At 68.6% G+C, this 15,232-nt stretch carries 24 protein-coding genes and 1 pseudogene; all 25 read right to left on the minus strand.

All coding sequences use genetic code 11. The annotated features are described in order from the left end of the window. Positions 1-121: 121 nt before the first annotated feature. Positions 122-565: a 50S ribosomal protein L15 gene (gene rplO, locus BLW04_RS01515; RefSeq protein ID WP_091536413.1), complete on the minus strand. Its 444-nt coding sequence runs from the start codon at positions 563-565 to the stop codon at positions 122-124. A 25-nt stretch (positions 566-590) separates the two neighbouring features. Further along, the gene (gene rpmD / locus BLW04_RS01520; protein WP_091536415.1) at positions 591-773 is read right to left on the minus strand and encodes a 50S ribosomal protein L30; all 183 of its coding nucleotides are present in this window, start codon (positions 771-773) and stop codon (positions 591-593) included. A gap of 1 nt (position 774) precedes the next feature. Then, positions 775-1,278: a 30S ribosomal protein S5 gene (gene rpsE, locus BLW04_RS01525; RefSeq protein WP_371327762.1), complete on the minus strand. Its 504-nt coding sequence runs from the start codon at positions 1,276-1,278 to the stop codon at positions 775-777. Between the two features lie 199 nt (positions 1,279-1,477). After that, complete coding sequence (gene rplR, locus BLW04_RS01530) at positions 1,478-1,909, minus strand: 50S ribosomal protein L18 (protein WP_091536421.1); 432 nt, start codon at positions 1,907-1,909, stop codon at positions 1,478-1,480. Next, positions 1,909-2,448, minus strand: coding sequence for a 50S ribosomal protein L6 (rplF, locus tag BLW04_RS01535; protein ID WP_091536424.1), 540 nt, complete (start codon positions 2,446-2,448; stop codon positions 1,909-1,911). The genes rplR and rplF overlap by 1 nt, the downstream gene beginning before the upstream one ends. 15 nt (positions 2,449-2,463) lie before the next feature. After that, positions 2,464-2,874 (minus strand): 30S ribosomal protein S8, encoded by a 411-nt coding sequence (rpsH, locus tag BLW04_RS01540; protein ID WP_091536426.1) that lies wholly within the window; start codon positions 2,872-2,874, stop codon positions 2,464-2,466. A gap of 142 nt (positions 2,875-3,016) precedes the next feature. Continuing rightward, a complete protein-coding gene (locus BLW04_RS01545; protein ID WP_014742845.1) occupies positions 3,017-3,202 on the minus strand; it encodes a type Z 30S ribosomal protein S14 in 186 nt (61 codons plus the stop codon). 22 nt (positions 3,203-3,224) lie between these two features. Further along, the gene (gene rplE, locus BLW04_RS01550) at positions 3,225-3,809 is read right to left on the minus strand and encodes a 50S ribosomal protein L5 (protein WP_091536429.1); all 585 of its coding nucleotides are present in this window, start codon (positions 3,807-3,809) and stop codon (positions 3,225-3,227) included. A 5-nt stretch (positions 3,810-3,814) separates the two neighbouring features. Continuing rightward, on the minus strand, positions 3,815-4,129 hold the full coding sequence (gene rplX, locus BLW04_RS01555; RefSeq protein ID WP_091536829.1) for a 50S ribosomal protein L24: 315 nt from the start codon (positions 4,127-4,129) through the stop codon (positions 3,815-3,817). A gap of 23 nt (positions 4,130-4,152) precedes the next feature. Next, a complete protein-coding gene (rplN, locus tag BLW04_RS01560) occupies positions 4,153-4,521 on the minus strand; it encodes a 50S ribosomal protein L14 (protein WP_091536432.1) in 369 nt (122 codons plus the stop codon). A 237-nt stretch (positions 4,522-4,758) separates the two neighbouring features. Beyond that, positions 4,759-5,070: a 30S ribosomal protein S17 gene (gene rpsQ, locus BLW04_RS01565; protein WP_091536435.1), complete on the minus strand. Its 312-nt coding sequence runs from the start codon at positions 5,068-5,070 to the stop codon at positions 4,759-4,761. After that, positions 5,067-5,300 carry a 50S ribosomal protein L29 gene (rpmC, locus tag BLW04_RS01570; protein ID WP_091536438.1) on the minus strand — a complete coding sequence of 78 codons (234 nt, stop codon included), beginning with the start codon at positions 5,298-5,300 and terminating at the stop codon, positions 5,067-5,069. Before rpmC ends, rpsQ begins: the two co-directional genes overlap by 4 nt. Continuing rightward, a complete protein-coding gene (rplP, locus tag BLW04_RS01575) occupies positions 5,300-5,716 on the minus strand; it encodes a 50S ribosomal protein L16 (protein WP_091536440.1) in 417 nt (138 codons plus the stop codon). The genes rpmC and rplP overlap by 1 nt, the downstream gene beginning before the upstream one ends. A 2-nt stretch (positions 5,717-5,718) precedes the next feature. Next, the gene (rpsC, locus tag BLW04_RS01580) at positions 5,719-6,639 is read right to left on the minus strand and encodes a 30S ribosomal protein S3 (RefSeq protein WP_091536442.1); all 921 of its coding nucleotides are present in this window, start codon (positions 6,637-6,639) and stop codon (positions 5,719-5,721) included. Between the two features lie 110 nt (positions 6,640-6,749). Beyond that, positions 6,750-7,103, minus strand: a pseudogene (gene rplV / locus BLW04_RS01585) (50S ribosomal protein L22); the annotation flags it as partial. Between the two features lie 22 nt (positions 7,104-7,125). After that, positions 7,126-7,407 carry a 30S ribosomal protein S19 gene (gene rpsS / locus BLW04_RS01590; protein WP_091536448.1) on the minus strand — a complete coding sequence of 94 codons (282 nt, stop codon included), beginning with the start codon at positions 7,405-7,407 and terminating at the stop codon, positions 7,126-7,128. Positions 7,408-7,428: 21 nt separating this feature from the next. Beyond that, positions 7,429-8,262: a 50S ribosomal protein L2 gene (rplB, locus tag BLW04_RS01595; RefSeq protein WP_091536451.1), complete on the minus strand. Its 834-nt coding sequence runs from the start codon at positions 8,260-8,262 to the stop codon at positions 7,429-7,431. A 69-nt stretch (positions 8,263-8,331) separates the two neighbouring features. Further along, positions 8,332-8,634: a 50S ribosomal protein L23 gene (gene rplW / locus BLW04_RS01600; RefSeq protein ID WP_091536453.1), complete on the minus strand. Its 303-nt coding sequence runs from the start codon at positions 8,632-8,634 to the stop codon at positions 8,332-8,334. Further along, on the minus strand, positions 8,631-9,560 hold the full coding sequence (gene rplD, locus BLW04_RS01605; protein WP_091536456.1) for a 50S ribosomal protein L4: 930 nt from the start codon (positions 9,558-9,560) through the stop codon (positions 8,631-8,633). The genes rplW and rplD overlap by 4 nt, the downstream gene beginning before the upstream one ends. After that, the gene (gene rplC / locus BLW04_RS01610; protein WP_091536458.1) at positions 9,557-10,222 is read right to left on the minus strand and encodes a 50S ribosomal protein L3; all 666 of its coding nucleotides are present in this window, start codon (positions 10,220-10,222) and stop codon (positions 9,557-9,559) included. The genes rplD and rplC overlap by 4 nt, the downstream gene beginning before the upstream one ends. Positions 10,223-10,236: 14 nt before the next feature. Beyond that, positions 10,237-10,542, minus strand: a complete 306-nt coding sequence (gene rpsJ / locus BLW04_RS01615) for a 30S ribosomal protein S10 (protein ID WP_014742859.1) — start codon at positions 10,540-10,542, stop codon at positions 10,237-10,239. A 123-nt stretch (positions 10,543-10,665) separates the two neighbouring features. After that, complete coding sequence (gene tuf, locus BLW04_RS01620; RefSeq protein ID WP_091536461.1) at positions 10,666-11,859, minus strand: elongation factor Tu; 1,194 nt, start codon at positions 11,857-11,859, stop codon at positions 10,666-10,668. Positions 11,860-11,956: 97 nt separating this feature from the next. After that, the gene (gene fusA / locus BLW04_RS01625; RefSeq protein WP_091536463.1) at positions 11,957-14,056 is read right to left on the minus strand and encodes an elongation factor G; all 2,100 of its coding nucleotides are present in this window, start codon (positions 14,054-14,056) and stop codon (positions 11,957-11,959) included. A 105-nt stretch (positions 14,057-14,161) separates the two neighbouring features. Next, positions 14,162-14,632: a 30S ribosomal protein S7 gene (rpsG, locus tag BLW04_RS01630; protein WP_091536466.1), complete on the minus strand. Its 471-nt coding sequence runs from the start codon at positions 14,630-14,632 to the stop codon at positions 14,162-14,164. Then, a complete protein-coding gene (rpsL, locus tag BLW04_RS01635) occupies positions 14,632-15,006 on the minus strand; it encodes a 30S ribosomal protein S12 (RefSeq protein WP_091536468.1) in 375 nt (124 codons plus the stop codon). Before rpsL ends, rpsG begins: the two co-directional genes overlap by 1 nt. Positions 15,007-15,232: the final 226 nt, after the last annotated feature.

Below are 15,232 nucleotides of genomic sequence, written 5' to 3' on the forward strand. Positions count from 1 at the left end.
CCGAGTCGGTCGTGTGAGGCTATCAACGGGCCCGCCCGGCGCTGGTGCCGGGCGGGCCCGAAAAGGCCCCCTGCAGGCCCCTCCGCGAGTTTGCGAGCGGTGGGGGCAGGGGGGTCGTCTTTCAGATCTGGGTGGTGCTGCCCCCGGCCGCACCGATCTTCTCGGCCGCAGAGGTGGAGAACGCGTGCGCGTGTACGTGCACCTGCACGCCGCCGAGCTCACCGGTGCCGAGCACCTTGACCGGCTGCCCACGCCGCACGGCGCCGGCGTCGGCCAGGGTGCCGGGACTGATCGACCCGCCGTCCGGGAACAGCGAGGCGATCCGGTCCAGGTTCACCACCTGGAACACGACCTTGTTGATGTTCGTGAAGCCCGAGAGCTTCGGCAGCCGCATGAACAGCGGGGTCTGACCGCCCTCGAAGCGGGCCGAGACCTGCACGCGGGCACCGGAGCCCTTGGTGCCGCGACCTGCCGACTTGCCCTTCGAGCCCTCACCACGACCCACGCGGGTCTTCTTGGTGTGGGCGCCGGGTGCTGGACGCAGGTGGTGGACCTTGAGTGTCATGACTGTCTTCCTTCTCGCCCGCGGCTCAGACGATCTCTTCGACGGTGACCAGGTGCGGCACCGTCGCGACCATCCCGCGGATCTCGGGACGGTCTTCCTGGACGACCGAGTCGTGGATCCGCTTGAGTCCCAGCGAACGCAGCGTCTCACGCTGGTTCGGCTTGGTGCCGATGCCCGACTTGATCTGGGTGACCTTCAGTTGAGCCATCTCAGACCCCCTGCCCGGCCCGCGCGCGCAGCATGGCCGCCGGGGCGACGTGCTCCAGGGGCAGACCGCGGCGGGCCGCGATCTCCTCGGGACGGACGAGGTCCTTGAGCGCCTGCATGGTCGCGTGCACGATGTTGATCGGGTTGGAGGACCCGAGGCTCTTGGAGAGCACGTCGTGGATACCGGCGCACTCGAGGACGGCGCGCACCGGGCCGCCGGCGATGACGCCGGTACCGGGGCTGGCCGGCTTGAGGAGCACGACACCCGCGGCCGCCTCACCCTGCACCGGGTGCGGGATGGTACTGGCGATGCGCGGCACGTTGTAGAAGTGCTTCTTGGCCTCCTCGACGCCCTTGGCGATCGCCGCGGGCACCTCCTTGGCCTTGCCGTAGCCGACGCCCACCTTGCCGTCGCCGTCGCCCACGACCACCAGGGCGGTGAAGCTGAAGCGACGACCACCCTTGACGACCTTGGACACGCGGTTGATGGCCACGACCCGCTCGATGAACTGGCTCTTCTCGGCGGCGCCGCCGCCGGGGCCGCGCCCGCCGTCACGCCGGTCACGACGGTCGTTGCCGCCGCCCGCTCCGCCGGGGCCGCCGGGGCCACCGGTCCCGCCGGCGCCACCGCCGCGTCGCTGTGGTCCTGGCATCAGACGTCCCTCTCGATCATGCTCGGCATCTCACTCGACAGTGGAGTGCTCATCAGAAGTCCAGCCCACCCTCGCGGGCGGCATCGGCCAGCGCCGCGATGCGGCCCTGGTAGCGGTTGCCACCGCGGTCGAAGACCACCGCGGTGATTCCCGCCGCCTTGGCGCGCTCGGCGACCAGCGCGCCGACCCGGCCGGCCAGGGCGGACTTGTCGCCCTCGGCGCCCTTCAGACTGGCGTCCAGCGTCGAGGCACTGGCCAGGGTGTGACCGACGGTGTCGTCGACGACCTGGACGTGGATGTGCCGGGAGCTGCGCTTGACCACCAGACGCGGACGCTCCGGCGTGCCGGAGACGCGCTTGCGCAGCCGGTTGTGCCGGCGGAGCTTGCCGATGCGTCGGGCGGTGCTGATGTCGGTGCCGACGGGCTTGTGCACCCGGGCACCCTTCGCGGCGGTACCGCTCGTGGAGTTCGCTGCCTGTGCCATCACTTGCCCGTCTTCCCGACCTTGCGCTTGACGACCTCGCCCTGGTACCGCACGCCCTTGCCCTTGTACGGGTCGGGCTTGCGGATCTTGCGGATCTTGGCGGCGACCTCGCCGACCTGCTGCTTGTCGATGCCGGTCACCCGCAGGCGGGTGGGGGCCTCGACGGTGAAGGAGATCCCGTCAGGGGCCTTCACCAGCACCGGGTGGCTGAAACCCAGCGCGAACTCCAGGTCCGAACCACGGGCCTGGACGCGGTAACCCACGCCGACGATCTCCAGGGTCTTGTCGTACCCCTGGGTGACGCCGGTGATCATGTTGGCGATGAGGGTGCGGGAGAGGCCGTGCAGGGCCCGGCTCTCACGCTCGTCGTTGGGACGCTGCACCAGCAGCGTGCCGTCCTCACCGCGTTCGACGGTGATGGGAGCTGCGACCGTGTGGCTCAGCTTCCCCTTCGGGCCCGAGACGTTGACGGTGCGCCCCTCGAGGGCGACGTCCACTCCGCTCGGCACCGGAATCGGGAGTCGACCGATCCGTGACATGTCTGCTCGCTCCTCTTACCAGACGTAGGCGAGGACTTCCCCACCCACGCCCTTCTTGTTCGCCTGCCGGTCGGTGAGCAGTCCGGTGGACGTCGAGATGATCGCCACACCCAGGCCGCCGAGCACCTTGGGCAGCGCGGTGGACTTCGCGTAGACCCGCAGGCCGGGCTTGGACACCCGGCGGAGACCGGCGATGCTGCGCTCGCGGTTGGGCCCGTACTTGAGGTCGACCACCAGCTCCTTGCGGATGTGGCCGTCCTTCTCGACATCTTTGACGGTCCAGCCGCCGATGTAACCCTCCTGTTGGAGGATCTCGGCGACCTTCGTCTTCAGCTTCGACGACGGCATGGCCGCGGCGTCGTGGTACGCAGAGTTGGCGTTGCGGATCCGCGTCAGCATGTCCGCGATCGGGTCGGTCATCGTCATGGGTGCGTCGTGCCTCTCTCGCCGCGGTTCCGCACGCTATGGTGCGCGGGCCTCTCGGCGACGTGGGTGATGCCTCGGTGGTTTCCCGTGTCCGGGAGGTCAGCACCGCCGGGTGACCGGCGGGCTGACCGACGTGCAGGTGTTACCAGCTGGACTTGGTCACGCCGGGGAGCTCCCCGGCGTGGGCCATTTCCCGAACGCAGATCCGGCAGAGGCCGAACTTGCGGAATACAGCGTGGGGGCGACCGCACCGCTGGCAGCGGGTGTAGCCGCGCACCTTGAACTTCGGAGTGCGGGCCGCCTTGTTGACAAGCGCCTTCTTGGCCATCTCTTCAGTCTCCTCGCCCGCGTCAGCGGGTCGCGTTCACGACGGTCAGGCCGGCGAAGGGGAAGCCGAGCAGCGTGAGCAGCTCGCGACCCTCCTCGTCGGTGGTGGCGGTGGTGACCAGCGTGATGTCCATGCCACGCGGGCGGTCGATCCGGTCGACGTCGATCTCGCGGAACATCGACTGCTCGGTCAGACCGAAGGTGTAGTTGCCGTGACCGTCGAACTGCTTGGGGTTGAGCCCGCGGAAGTCACGGATGCGGGGCAGGGCCAGCGAGAGCAGGCGGTCCAGGAACTCCCACATCCGGTCGCCGCGAAGGGTGACCTTGGCGCCGATCGGCATGCCCTCGCGCAGCTTGAACTGGGCGATGGACTTGCGGGCACGGACGACGATCGGCTTCTGGCCGGTGATCGCGGTGAGATCCCGGACGGCGCCGTCCATCAGCTTGGCGTCGCGGGTGGCCTCACCGACCCCCATGTTGACCACGATTTTGGTCAGACCGGGGATCTGCATGACGTTGGAGTAGCCGAACTCGGATTGCAGGGCCGGCGCGATGTCCTCGCGGTAGCGGGCCAACAGCCGGGGCAGCTCACGGGTGGGTGCGGTCATGGGGATCAGAGGTCCTTACCGGTGCGCCGCGAGACCCGGATGCTGCGGCCTTCCTCGTCCTTGCGGTAACCGACCCGGGTCGGCTTGTCCTCGGAGTCGATGACCATCACGTTGCTCACATGGATCGCCGCCTCCTGGGTGACGATGCCGCCCGACTGGGCGCCGCGCTGGCTGGTGCTGATCCGGGTGTGCTTCTTCACCCGGCCGATGCCCTCAACGAGCACCTTCTGCGTCTTCGGGAAGGCCGCGATGACCCGCCCCTTGGCGCCCCTGTCTTTGCCGGACAGGACGACTACCGAGTCGCCCTTCTTGACCTTCATCGACGGGGTCTTGTCCGCCATGATCACAACACCTCCGGAGCGAGCGAGATGATCCGCATGAAGCGCTTGTCGCGGAGCTCGCGGCCCACCGGGCCGAAGATGCGCGTCCCGCGCGGGTCGCCGCTGTCGCGGATGATGACCGCGGCATTCTCGTCGAAGCGGATGTAGGAGCCGTCGGGACGACGGCGCTCCTTCACCGTGCGGACGACGACGGCCTTGACGACGTCGCCCTTTTTGACGCCGGCGCCCGGGAGGGCGTCCTTCACGGTGCCGACGATGACATCGCCGATGCCCGCGTAGCGCCGCCCGGAGCCGCCGAGCACACGGATGCACAAGAGCTCCTTGGCACCGGTGTTGTCGGCGACTCGCAGTCGCGACTCCTGCTGGATCACTACCTGCTCCTATGTCTCTGTGGTGACAGCCGGGCCGGATCGGTGAACCGGCTGTCCGGGTCCGACGTGCCGACGCACCGGCGGCGTACGCCACCGGTGCGTCTGAGCGCGTGACCCGGGATGCGGCGCTCCCTCGCAGGCGCGCCAGTCGTCCAGAGTAACCGCTCGCGACGTGCACTGCGCGGCTGGGTCTGTTCCGAGGAAGCTTGCTCGCTTCGCTCGGATTCTCGGTCGGGCTTACTTGGCCTTCTCGACCACGGTCACCAGCCGCCACCGCTTCGTGGCGGAGGTGGGCCGTGTCTCCATGATCTGCACGCGGTCGCCGATGCCGGCGGTGTTCTGCTCGTCGTGCGCCTTCAGCTTGCTGGTGCGGCGCAGGACCTTGCCGTACAGAGCGTGCTTCACGCGGTCCTCGACCTCGACCACGATCGTCTTGTTCATCTTGTCGCTCACGACCAGGCCCACGCGCACCTTGCGGTACCCGCGACCGGCCAGACCCGGGCCACTGCTGGCCTGGTCCTCCGCGGTGGTGTTGCTGGACTCGCTCATGCCACACCCTCGTTCGGGGCAACGGAAAGACCCAGCTCGCGCTCGCGCATGATCGTGTAGATCCGGGCGATGTCGCGGCGGACGGTCTGCAGTCGCCGGTTGTTGTCCAGCTGGCCGGTGGCCACCTGGAACCGCAGGTTGAACAGCTCTTCGCGCGACTCGCGCAGGCGCGTGGCCAGCTCGTCGGCTGACAGCTCACGCAGCTCGGGGGCGGACAGTCCGGCGGCCATCACACCTCTCCTTCACGGGTGATGAAGCGGCACTTCATGGGGAGCTTGTGGATCGCGCGGCGCATGGCCTCGCGGGCCACCGGCTCGTCCACCCCGGCGAGCTCGAAGAGCACCCGGCCCGGCTTCACGTTGGCCACCCACCACTCCGGCGAGCCCTTGCCTGAACCCATGCGGGTCTCCGCGGGCTTCTTGGTCAGCGGACGGTCCGGGTAGATCGAGATCCACACCTTGCCGCCACGCTTGATGTGGCGGGTCATGGCGATACGAGCGGATTCGATCTGCCGGTTGGTGACGTACGCCGACTCGAGGGCCTGGATCGCGAAGTCACCGAAGTTGATCGCGGTACCGCCCTTGGCAGCACCGGACCGGCTCGGGTGGTGCTGCTTGCGGTGCTTGACCCGGCGAGGGATCAACATGGTCAGGCCCCCTGCTCTGGCGCGGTGTTCTCGGTACCGGCCGCTGTGGCGGTCGCGGTGCCCTCGGTGCCGACGGCCTCGGCGACGGTCTGCTCGACAGCCACGTCACCGGAGCTCCTCGCCACGGCCGAGGTGTCCTGGGCCGGACCGGTCGAGTCCTCAGCCGCGGCCCGGCCGGCCTCGGTGCCACCGGCGGTGGTGCCGGTCGAGCCGGACCTGCGCTGCGGGCGCTGGGCGCGCTCGCGGCGCTGCTGACGCTGGGCGAGGGCCTCGAGAGCCTCCCGCTCGGCGCGCGAACCGCTGGCGTCACCCTTGTAGATCCAGACCTTCACGCCGATGCGGCCGAAGGTGGTCCGGGCCTCGTAGATGCCGTAGTCGATATTCGCCCGCAGAGTGTGTAGGGGCACACGACCCTCGCGGTAGAACTCCGAACGGCTCATCTCGGTGCCGCCGAGGCGACCCGAGCACTGCACCCGGATGCCCTTGACCTGCGGGCTGCGCTGCGCGGACTGCATGGCCTTCCGCATGGCGCGACGGAAGCTGACGCGGCTGGAGAGCTGCTCAGCGACGCCCTGGGCGACCAACTGCGCGTCGGACTCGGGGTTCTTCACCTCGAGGATGTTCAGCTGCACCTGCTTGCCGGTGAGCTTCTCCAGCTCTCCGCGGATGCGGTCGGCCTCCGCACCGCGGCGACCGATGACGATGCCCGGCCGGGCGGTGTGGATGTCCACGCGGACGCGGTCACGGGTGCGCTCGATCTCCACCTTCGAGATCCCCGCGCGCTCCATGCCCTTGCCCATCAGCTTGCGGATCGCCACGTCTTCCTTGACGTAGTCCGCGTACAGCTTGTCGGCGTACCAGCGGGACTTGTAGTCGGTGGTGATGCCCAGCCGGAACCCGTGCGGGTTGACCTTCTGACCCACTAGCGGGTCCCTCCCCTCGAATTGCTCTTCTGCTGGACGGCGGGACCGGACTGCCCGGTCTGCCGGCGTGCCTTACGGGAACGCAGTGCGAGCTCAGCGCTGGTCGAGACCTCGCTGACCTCCACGGTGATGTGGCTGGTCCGCTTGTTGATGCGGAAGGCCCGGCCCTGGGCCCGCGGACGGATCCGCTTGAGCGTGGGCCCCTCGTCGACGAACGCCGCGCTCACGACGAGCGCAGCCGGGTCGAGGCGCAGGTTGTGCTCGGCGTTCGCGACCGCGCTGGCGACGACCTTGGCCACCGGCTCGCTGGCCGTCTGCGGAGCGAAACGCAGCAGCGCCAGCGCCTCGCCGGTCGGCAGGTAGCGGATCATGTCCACCACCCGCCGCGCTTTCATCGGGGTGACGCTGACGAACCGGGCGGTTGCCCGGGCGACCGGCGTCTCCTGTCCCAACTGGGAAGTCATTGGCTGTCTCTTCTCTACCTGGTCAGCCGCGCCGCGACCGGCGGTCGTCCTTGATGTGCCCACGGAAGGTGCGCGTGGGCGCGAACTCGCCCAGCTTGTGCCCGACCATCGCCTCGGTCACGAAGACCGGGACGTGCTTGCGGCCGTCGTGCACGGCGAGCGTGTGCCCGAGCATGTCGGGGATGATCGTCGAGCGCCGCGACCAGGTGCGGATGACGTTCTTGGTGCCCTTCTCGTTCTGGGCGTCCACCTTGGCGAGCAGGTGGTCGTCGACGAAGGGGCCCTTCTTCAGGCTGCGTGGCATCTCAGTCGGCTCCTAACCCGCTCAGCGCTTCTTGCCGGTGCGCCGGCGGCGCACGATCATGGCGTCGCTGGCCTTGCGCTTGCGCGTACGGCCTTCCGGCTTGCCCTTGGGGTTCACCGGGTGGCGACCACCAGAGGTCTTGCCCTCACCACCGCCGTGCGGGTGGTCCACCGGGTTCATGGCCACACCACGGACGGTCGGGCGCTTGCCCTTCCACCGCATCCGGCCGGCCTTGCCCCAGTTGATGTTCGACTGCTCGGCATTGCCGACCTCGCCGATGGTGGCGCGACAGCGGACGTCGACGTTGCGAATCTCGCCCGAGGGCATCCGCAGCTGTGCGAACCGACCCTCGCGGGCGACCAGCTGGACGCTGGTCCCGGCCGAGCGGGCGATCTTCGCCCCGCCACCGGGCCGCAGCTCGATGGCGTGGATGACCGAACCGACCGGGATGTTGCGCAGCGGCAGGTTGTTGCCGGGCTTGATGTCGGCGGCCGGACCGCACTCGACGGTGTCGCCCTGGTTGAGCTTCGCGGGGGCGATGATGTAGCGCTTCTCCCCGTCGGCGAAGTGCAGCAGCGCGATGCGCGAGGTGCGGTTCGGGTCGTACTCGATGTGCGCGACCTTGGCCGGCACGCCGTCCTTGTCCGCCCGGCGGAAGTCGATCAGCCGGTAGGCACGCTTGTGCCCACCGCCCTGATGGCGAGTCGTGATGCGCCCGTGGACGTTGCGCCCGCCACGACCGTGCAGCGGTCGGACCAGCGACTTCTCGGGATGGTCGCGGGTGACCTCGGCGAAGTCGGCGACGGAGGAGCCGCGGCGGCCCGGCGTCGTCGGCTTGTACTTACGGATGGCCATGGTTCCTCAGAGTCCCTGTCTGTTCTCTCTGGTCCGGTGGGTAGGGCCGAGCGTCTGACGGCATGGCCGTCAGGTGCCCGGGCCCCCGAAGAGCTCGATGCGGTCGCCGGGGGCAACGGAGACAATGGCGCGCTTGGTGTCCTTGCGCTTCCCCATCACAGCGCCCTTCGAGCGCTTCCTCTTCCCCTGGCGGTTGATCGTGTTGACGGCGAGGACCTTCACGTTGAAGACCTGCTGCACAGCGATCTTGATCTGCGTCTTGTTCGCGTCGGGACGAACGATGAACGTGTACTTGTTCTCGTCCAGCAGCCCGTAGCTCTTCTCCGAGATGACCGGGGACAGCAGGACGTCCCGGGGGTCGCGGACGCTCATGCCTTCTCCTCGGTGGTCTCGTCGCCGGTCCCGACGGTCTCGGGATCGGCCTTGGCAGCCTCGGCCGGCGTGGTCACGTCGGCCGCGTCGACCTTGGCCGCCCCCTTGCGCGGAGCTGCGGTCGCCTCGGGCGCGGACACCGTCTCCACGGTCCCCTCGCCCTCGGCCGGGGCGATCGACGGCAGGCCACCGGGGGTCTCGTGGGTGGCGAGATCGGGCAGTTCGTCGGACGAGGCGTGCCCGACGGCACCCTTGCCCTTGGCCGGGCCGGCCACGTACTCGGCGAGCGCGGTCTCGGTGAAGACCACCTCGTCAGCGACCAGCACGTCGTAGGTGTTGAGCTGGCCGGCCTCGATCAGGTGCACCCGCGGCGCGTTGCGCAGGCTCACCCAGTTGAGGACGTCGTCCCGGTCCAGGACGACGAGCACGCGCTTGGCGGTCGTGAGGGCATCGAGCACGGCCAGGGCCGACTTGGTCGACGGGCTGTCGCCCTCGACGAACGCCGACACGACGTGCACGCGGTCCTCCCGGGCCCGGTCGGAGAGGGCACCGCGCAGGGCGGCGACCTTCATCTTCTTGGGGGTCTTCTGCTCGTAGTTCCGCGGCTGCGGACCATGCGAGACACCACCGCCGGCGAACTGCGGCGCACGCAGCGAGCCCTGGCGGGCGCGACCGGTGCCCTTCTGGCGGTAGGGCTTGGCGCCTGTGCCGCTGACCTGGGCCCGCGTCTTGGTCGAGTGGGTACCCTGGCGCGCGGCGGCCAGCTGGGCCACCACGACCTGGTGCATCAGGGAGACGTTGGCGCTGGCGTCGAAGAGCTCGCCGGGCAGCGTGACGCTGCCGGTGCTCTCCCCCGCCGGCGTCCGGACAGCGACCTCACGGTCCGTCCGGGCCTGCGCCCTCGACTCGGCGATCGACTGGCTCACTTCGTGTCACTCCCCACGGGGCCGCCCTTGACCGCAGAGCGGACGAGCAGGAGCCCACCACGCGGACCGGGGACAGCGCCCTTGATGAGCAGCAGACCCTTCTCCGCATCGACCTTGTGGACCGTCAGCGACAGGGTGGTCGTGGTGACCGCCCCCATGCGCCCGGCCATGCGCACGCCCTTGAAGACGCGACCGGGGGTGGAGGCCCCGCCGATCGAGCCGGGGGCGCGGTGCTTGCGGTGCGTGCCGTGTCCGGCGCCCAGGCCCTTGAACCCGTGACGCTTCATGACACCTGCGGTGCCCTTGCCCTTGCTGGTGCCGGTGACGTCGACCTTGGCCACGCCGTCGAGTGTGGAGACGGTGAGCTCCTGCCCGACCTCGTAGTCGCCGGCGTCCTCGGTGCGCAGCTCGACCAGGTGCCGCCGCGGCGTGACACCCGCCTTGGTGAAGTGCCCACCCTCGGGCTTGTTCACCTTGCGGGGGTCGATGGCGCCGAAGCCGAGCTGGACGGCGGAGTAGCCGTCTCGCTCGGGGGTGCGGACCTGAGTGACCACGCACGGGCCCGCCTTGACCACGGTCACCGGCACGATGCGGTTGTTCTCGTCGAAGACCTGGGTCATCCCCAGCTTCTCGCCGAGGAGACCACGGAATGTGCTCGCCATGTCTGGGACAGCCTTTACTGGATGTTGACGTCGACCGAAGCCGGCAGGTCGATGCGCATGAGCGCGTCGACCGTCTTCGGCGTCGGGTCGAGGATGTCGATGAGCCGCTTGTGCGTGCGCATTTCGAAGTGCTCGCGCGAGTCCTTGTACTTGTGCGGAGACCGGATCACGCAGTACACGTTCTTCTCCGTCGGCAGCGGCACCGGGCCGACGACGCGCGCTCCGGTCTTCGTCACCGTGTCCACGATGCGCCGCGCCGAGGCATCGATCGCCTCGTGGTCGTAGGCCTTCAGCCGGATGCGGATCTTCTGTCCCGCCATCGCCTGTCTTCGCTCCTGCCGATCGGGTGTTTCGAAAGTCACAGCTGGGTCGGATGACCCGGGGGTCCCGGGGCGACCCGGGAATGGTGGGCGACGACCGTCAGGCCGCCGCCCACCAGGGGCTCACTGGAGGATCTTGACGACCCGGCCGGCGCCGACGGTGCGGCCACCCTCACGGATGGCGAAGCGCAGGCCCTCCTCCATGGCGATCGGCTGGATCAGCTCGACCGTCATCTCGGTGTTGTCACCGGGCATGACCATCTCGGTGCCCGCGGGCAGCGTGACCACGCCGGTGACGTCCGTCGTCCGGAAGTAGAACTGGGGACGGTAGTTGTTGAAGAACGGCGTGTGCCGCCCACCCTCATCCTTCGAGAGGATGTAGACCGAGCCCTCGAAGTTCGTGTGCGGGGTGATCGAGCCCGGCTTGACGACCACCTGGCCGCGCTCGACATCCTCGCGCTTGATCCCGCGCAGCAGCAGACCGACGTTGTCGCCGGCCTGGCCCTGGTCGAGCAGCTTGCGGAACATCTCGACGCCGGTGACGGTCGTCTTCGACGAGGTCGGGCGGATGCCGACGATCTCGATCTCCTCGGAGACCTTGACGATGCCGCGCTCGACGCGACCGGTCACCACGGTGCCGCGGCCGGTGATCGTGAAGACGTCCTCGACGGGCATGAGGAACGGCTTGTCGATCTCACGCTCCGGCTCGGGGATGGCCGTGTCGACGGCGTCCATGAGCTCCATGAGCTTGTCGGCCCACTCGGCGTCGCCCTCGAGCGCCTTGAGCGCCGAGACGCGGACCACGGGGAGGTCGTCGCCCGGGAACTCGTACTCGGACAGCAGCTCACGGACCTCGAGCTCGACGAGCTCCAGGATCTCCTCGTCGTCCACCATGTCGGCCTTGTTCAGAGCCACCACGATGTAGGGGACGCCGACCTGACGAGCCAGGAGCACGTGCTCCTTGGTCTGCGGCATCGGGCCGTCGGTCGCCGCGACCACCAGGATGGCGCCGTCCATCTGCGCCGCACCGGTGATCATGTTCTTGATGTAGTCGGCGTGCCCGGGGCAGTCGACGTGTGCGTAGTGACGCTTCTCGGTCTGGTACTCGACGTGGGCGATCGAGATCGTGATCCCGCGCGCCTTCTCCTCGGGCGCCTTGTCGATCTGGTCGAACGCGGACGCCTCGTTGAGCTTCGGGAACTTGTCGTGCAGGACCTTGGTGATCGCCGCGGTCAGCGTCGTCTTACCGTGGTCGATGTGCCCGATGGTGCCGATGTTGACGTGCGGCTTGGTCCGCTCGAACTTGGCCTTGGCCACTGGGTTCCTCTCTTCGTGTGTTTCGCAGTCGTACGCGAGTCTGGGGTTGCGGGCGGTGCTTGGCCGGCTGCGGGCAATGCCCGCGGCCGAGTGTTCGTTACTCGCCAGTCGCCTTGGCGATGATCTCCTTGGCGACGTTGGCCGGGACCTCGGCGTACGAGTCGAACACCATGGTGTAGCTCGCCCGTCCCTGGGTGCGGCTGCGCAGGTCACCCACGTAGCCGAACATCTCCGACAGCGGGACCAGGGCCCGGACGACGCGAGCGCCGGAGCGCTCCTCCATCGCCTGGATGGTTCCGCGACGGGAGTTCAGGTCGCCGATCACGTCACCCATGTTCTCTTCCGGGGTGACGACCTCGACGGCCATCAGCGGCTCGAGCAGGGCCGGGCTGGCCTTGCGGGCGGCCTCCTTGAAGACCATCGAGCCGGCGATCTTGAAGGCCATCTCCGAGGAGTCGACCTCGTGGTACTGGCCGTCGAGGAGGGTCGCCTTGACGCCCACCATCGGGTAGCCGGCGAGGATGCCGTACTGCATGGCGTCCTGCATGCCCGCGTCGACCGACGGGATGTACTCCCGCGGGATGCGCCCACCGGAGACAGCGTTGACGAACTCGTAGGTCGGACCGTCGGCGGCGACCACGAGCGGCTCGATGCTGATCTGGACCTTGGCGAACTGGCCGGACCCACCGGTCTGCTTCTTGTGGGTGTAGTCGACCTTCTCCACGGTCTTGCGGATCGTCTCGCGGTAGGCCACCTGCGGCTTGCCGACGTTCGCCTCGACGTTGAACTCGCGCCGCATACGGTCGACCAGGATTTCCAGGTGGAGCTCGCCCATGCCGGAGATGACCGTCTGGCCGGTCTCCTCGTCCAGGCGGACCTGGAACGTCGGGTCCTCCTCGGCGAGCTTCTGGATCGCGGTGCCCAGCTTCTCCTGGTCGCCCTTGGTCTTCGGCTCGATCGCGACGGAGATGACCGGCGCCGGGAAGGTCATCGACTCCAGGATCACCGGCTTCTGCGGGTCGCAGAGCGTGTCACCCGTCGTCGTGCCCTTCATGCCGTTCACGGCGACGATCTCGCCGGCGCCCACGCCCGCACGCTCTTCGCGCTTGTTCGCGTGCATCTGGTAGATCTTGCCGACCCGCTCCTTGCGGTCCTTGGTGCTGTTCAGCACCGGGGAGCCGGCGTCCAGCTTGCCGGAGTACACGCGGATGTAGGTCAGCTTGCCCAGGTGCTGGTCGGTCTGGATCTTGAAGGCCAGGGCGGCGAACGGCTCGTTCTCGTCCGCGTGCCGGAGCACCTCCGTCTCGCCGTCCAGCGCAGTGCCGACGATCGCCTCGATGTCCAGCGGGCTGGGCAGGTAGTCGGTGACGGCGTCGAGCATCGGCTGGACGCCCTTGTTCTTGAACGCCGATCCGGTCACGACCGGGTTCACCTGCCCGGCGATGGTCGCCTTGCGGATGGCGGCCTTGAGGGTCTCGACCGAGATCTCCTCGCCAGCGAGGTAGGACTCCATGATGGCGTCGTCGAAGTCGGCCAGGTTCTCCAAGAACTTGGTCCGGTACTCGGCGGCCTGGTCGGCCAGCTCGGCCGGGATCTCCTCAACCTCGTAGTCCTCACCGAGCTTGGTCTCGCCACGCCAGGTCAGGGCACGCATCTGCACCAGGTCGACGACGCCGACGAAGTCACCCTCGGCGCCGATCGGGATCTGCAGCACCAGCGGGTTGGCGGCCAGGCGCTCGACCATCATGTCGACGCAGCGGAAGAAGTCGGCACCGGTGCGGTCGAGCTTGTTGACGAAGCACATGCGCGGGACGCCGTACTTCTCCGCCTGCCGCCACACCTGCTCGGTCTGCGGCTCGACGCCGGCGACACCGTCGTACACGGCGACCGCACCGTCGAGCACCCGCAGCGAGCGCTCCACCTCGACGGTGAAGTCGACGTGCCCGGGGGTGTCGATGATGTTGATGTCGAAGCCGTTCCAGATGCACTTCGTCGCGGCCGACGTGATGGTGATGCCGCGCTCCTGCTCCTGCTCCATCCAGTCCATCGTGGCCGCGCCGTCGTGGACTTCACCGATCTTGTAGTTGATGCCGGTGTAGAAGAGGATCCGCTCGGTCGTCGTCGTCTTGCCGGCGTCGATGTGCGCCATGATCCCGATGTTGCGGGTCTTGGCGAGGTGGGCCGCGTTCTGGGCCATCGCTCTCACTCCTCTTCTTTCTCGTCCGTTCGCGGTGCCCGGGGGTCGCCCGGGCCGACCGCGGGCAGCGGCTGCCGATGGGCTGGGCGCATCAGCGGTGGTGGATCACCAGCGGTAGTGCGCGAAGGCCTTGTTCGACTCGGCCATCTTGTGCGTGTCCTCGCGGCGCTTCACGGCGGCACCGAGGCCGTTGCTGGCGTCGAGGAGCTCGTTCGTCAGACGCTCGGTCATCGTCTTCTCGCGACGGCCCCGGCTGTACTGGATGAGCCAGCGCAGGCCCAGGGTCGTACTGCGGGAGGGACGCACCTCGATCGGCACCTGGTACGTCGCACCGCCGACGCGGCGGCTGCGGACCTCGAGGGCCGGCTTGACGTTGTCCAGCGCGCGCTTGAGCGTGACCACCGGGTCGGTGTCGTTCTTGGCGCGAACGCCCTCGAGGGCGCCGTAGACGATCGCCTCGGCGATCGACCGCTTGCCGTCGACCAGCACCTTGTTCACCAGCTGGGTGACCAGCTGCGACTGGTACACCGGGTCGACGACGAGGGGACGCTTCGGGGCGGGGCCCTTGCGCGGCATTAGCTCTTCTCCTTCTTCGCGCCGTACTTACTGCGCGCCTGCTTGCGGCCGCGGACTCCCTGGGTGTCCAGCGAGCCTCGGATGATCTTGTAACGGACGCCGGGGAGATCCTTCACCCGGCCGCCGCGCACGAGCACCATGGAGTGCTCCTGCAGGTTGTGCCCGACGCCCGGGATGTAGGCGGTCACCTCGATACCACTGGTGAGGCGGACGCGAGCGACCTTGCGCAGCGCCGAGTTCGGCTTCTTCGGCGTCGTCGTGTAGACGCGCGTGCACACGCCGCGGCGTTGAGGGGAACTCTTCAACGCCGGGGTCTTGGTCTTCTCGACCTTGTCCTCGCGGCCCTTGCGGACCAGCTGCTGGATCGTGGGCATGGGTGGCCTGGATCTCCTGCCTGCGCTGGGTCGTGCTGTGGATGGGTGGTGCGGTGCTGTTGTGTGCCCGGTCGCCCGGCCGTGCTCTGCGCGTCCGGCCGCAAGTCACCGTCCGGTACCCGCGGTCGGGCGTGTCCGCCCTTCGCCAGAACCGGCCAGCTGATCGAGCCGGACTCGTCGCCCCTCGCGACTCGGCACCAGCCTGCCCACTTGACGGTGGGCGGGA

This window comes from Modestobacter sp. DSM 44400 (assembly GCF_900107175.1).
GTDB lineage: Bacteria > Actinomycetota > Actinomycetes > Mycobacteriales > Geodermatophilaceae > Modestobacter.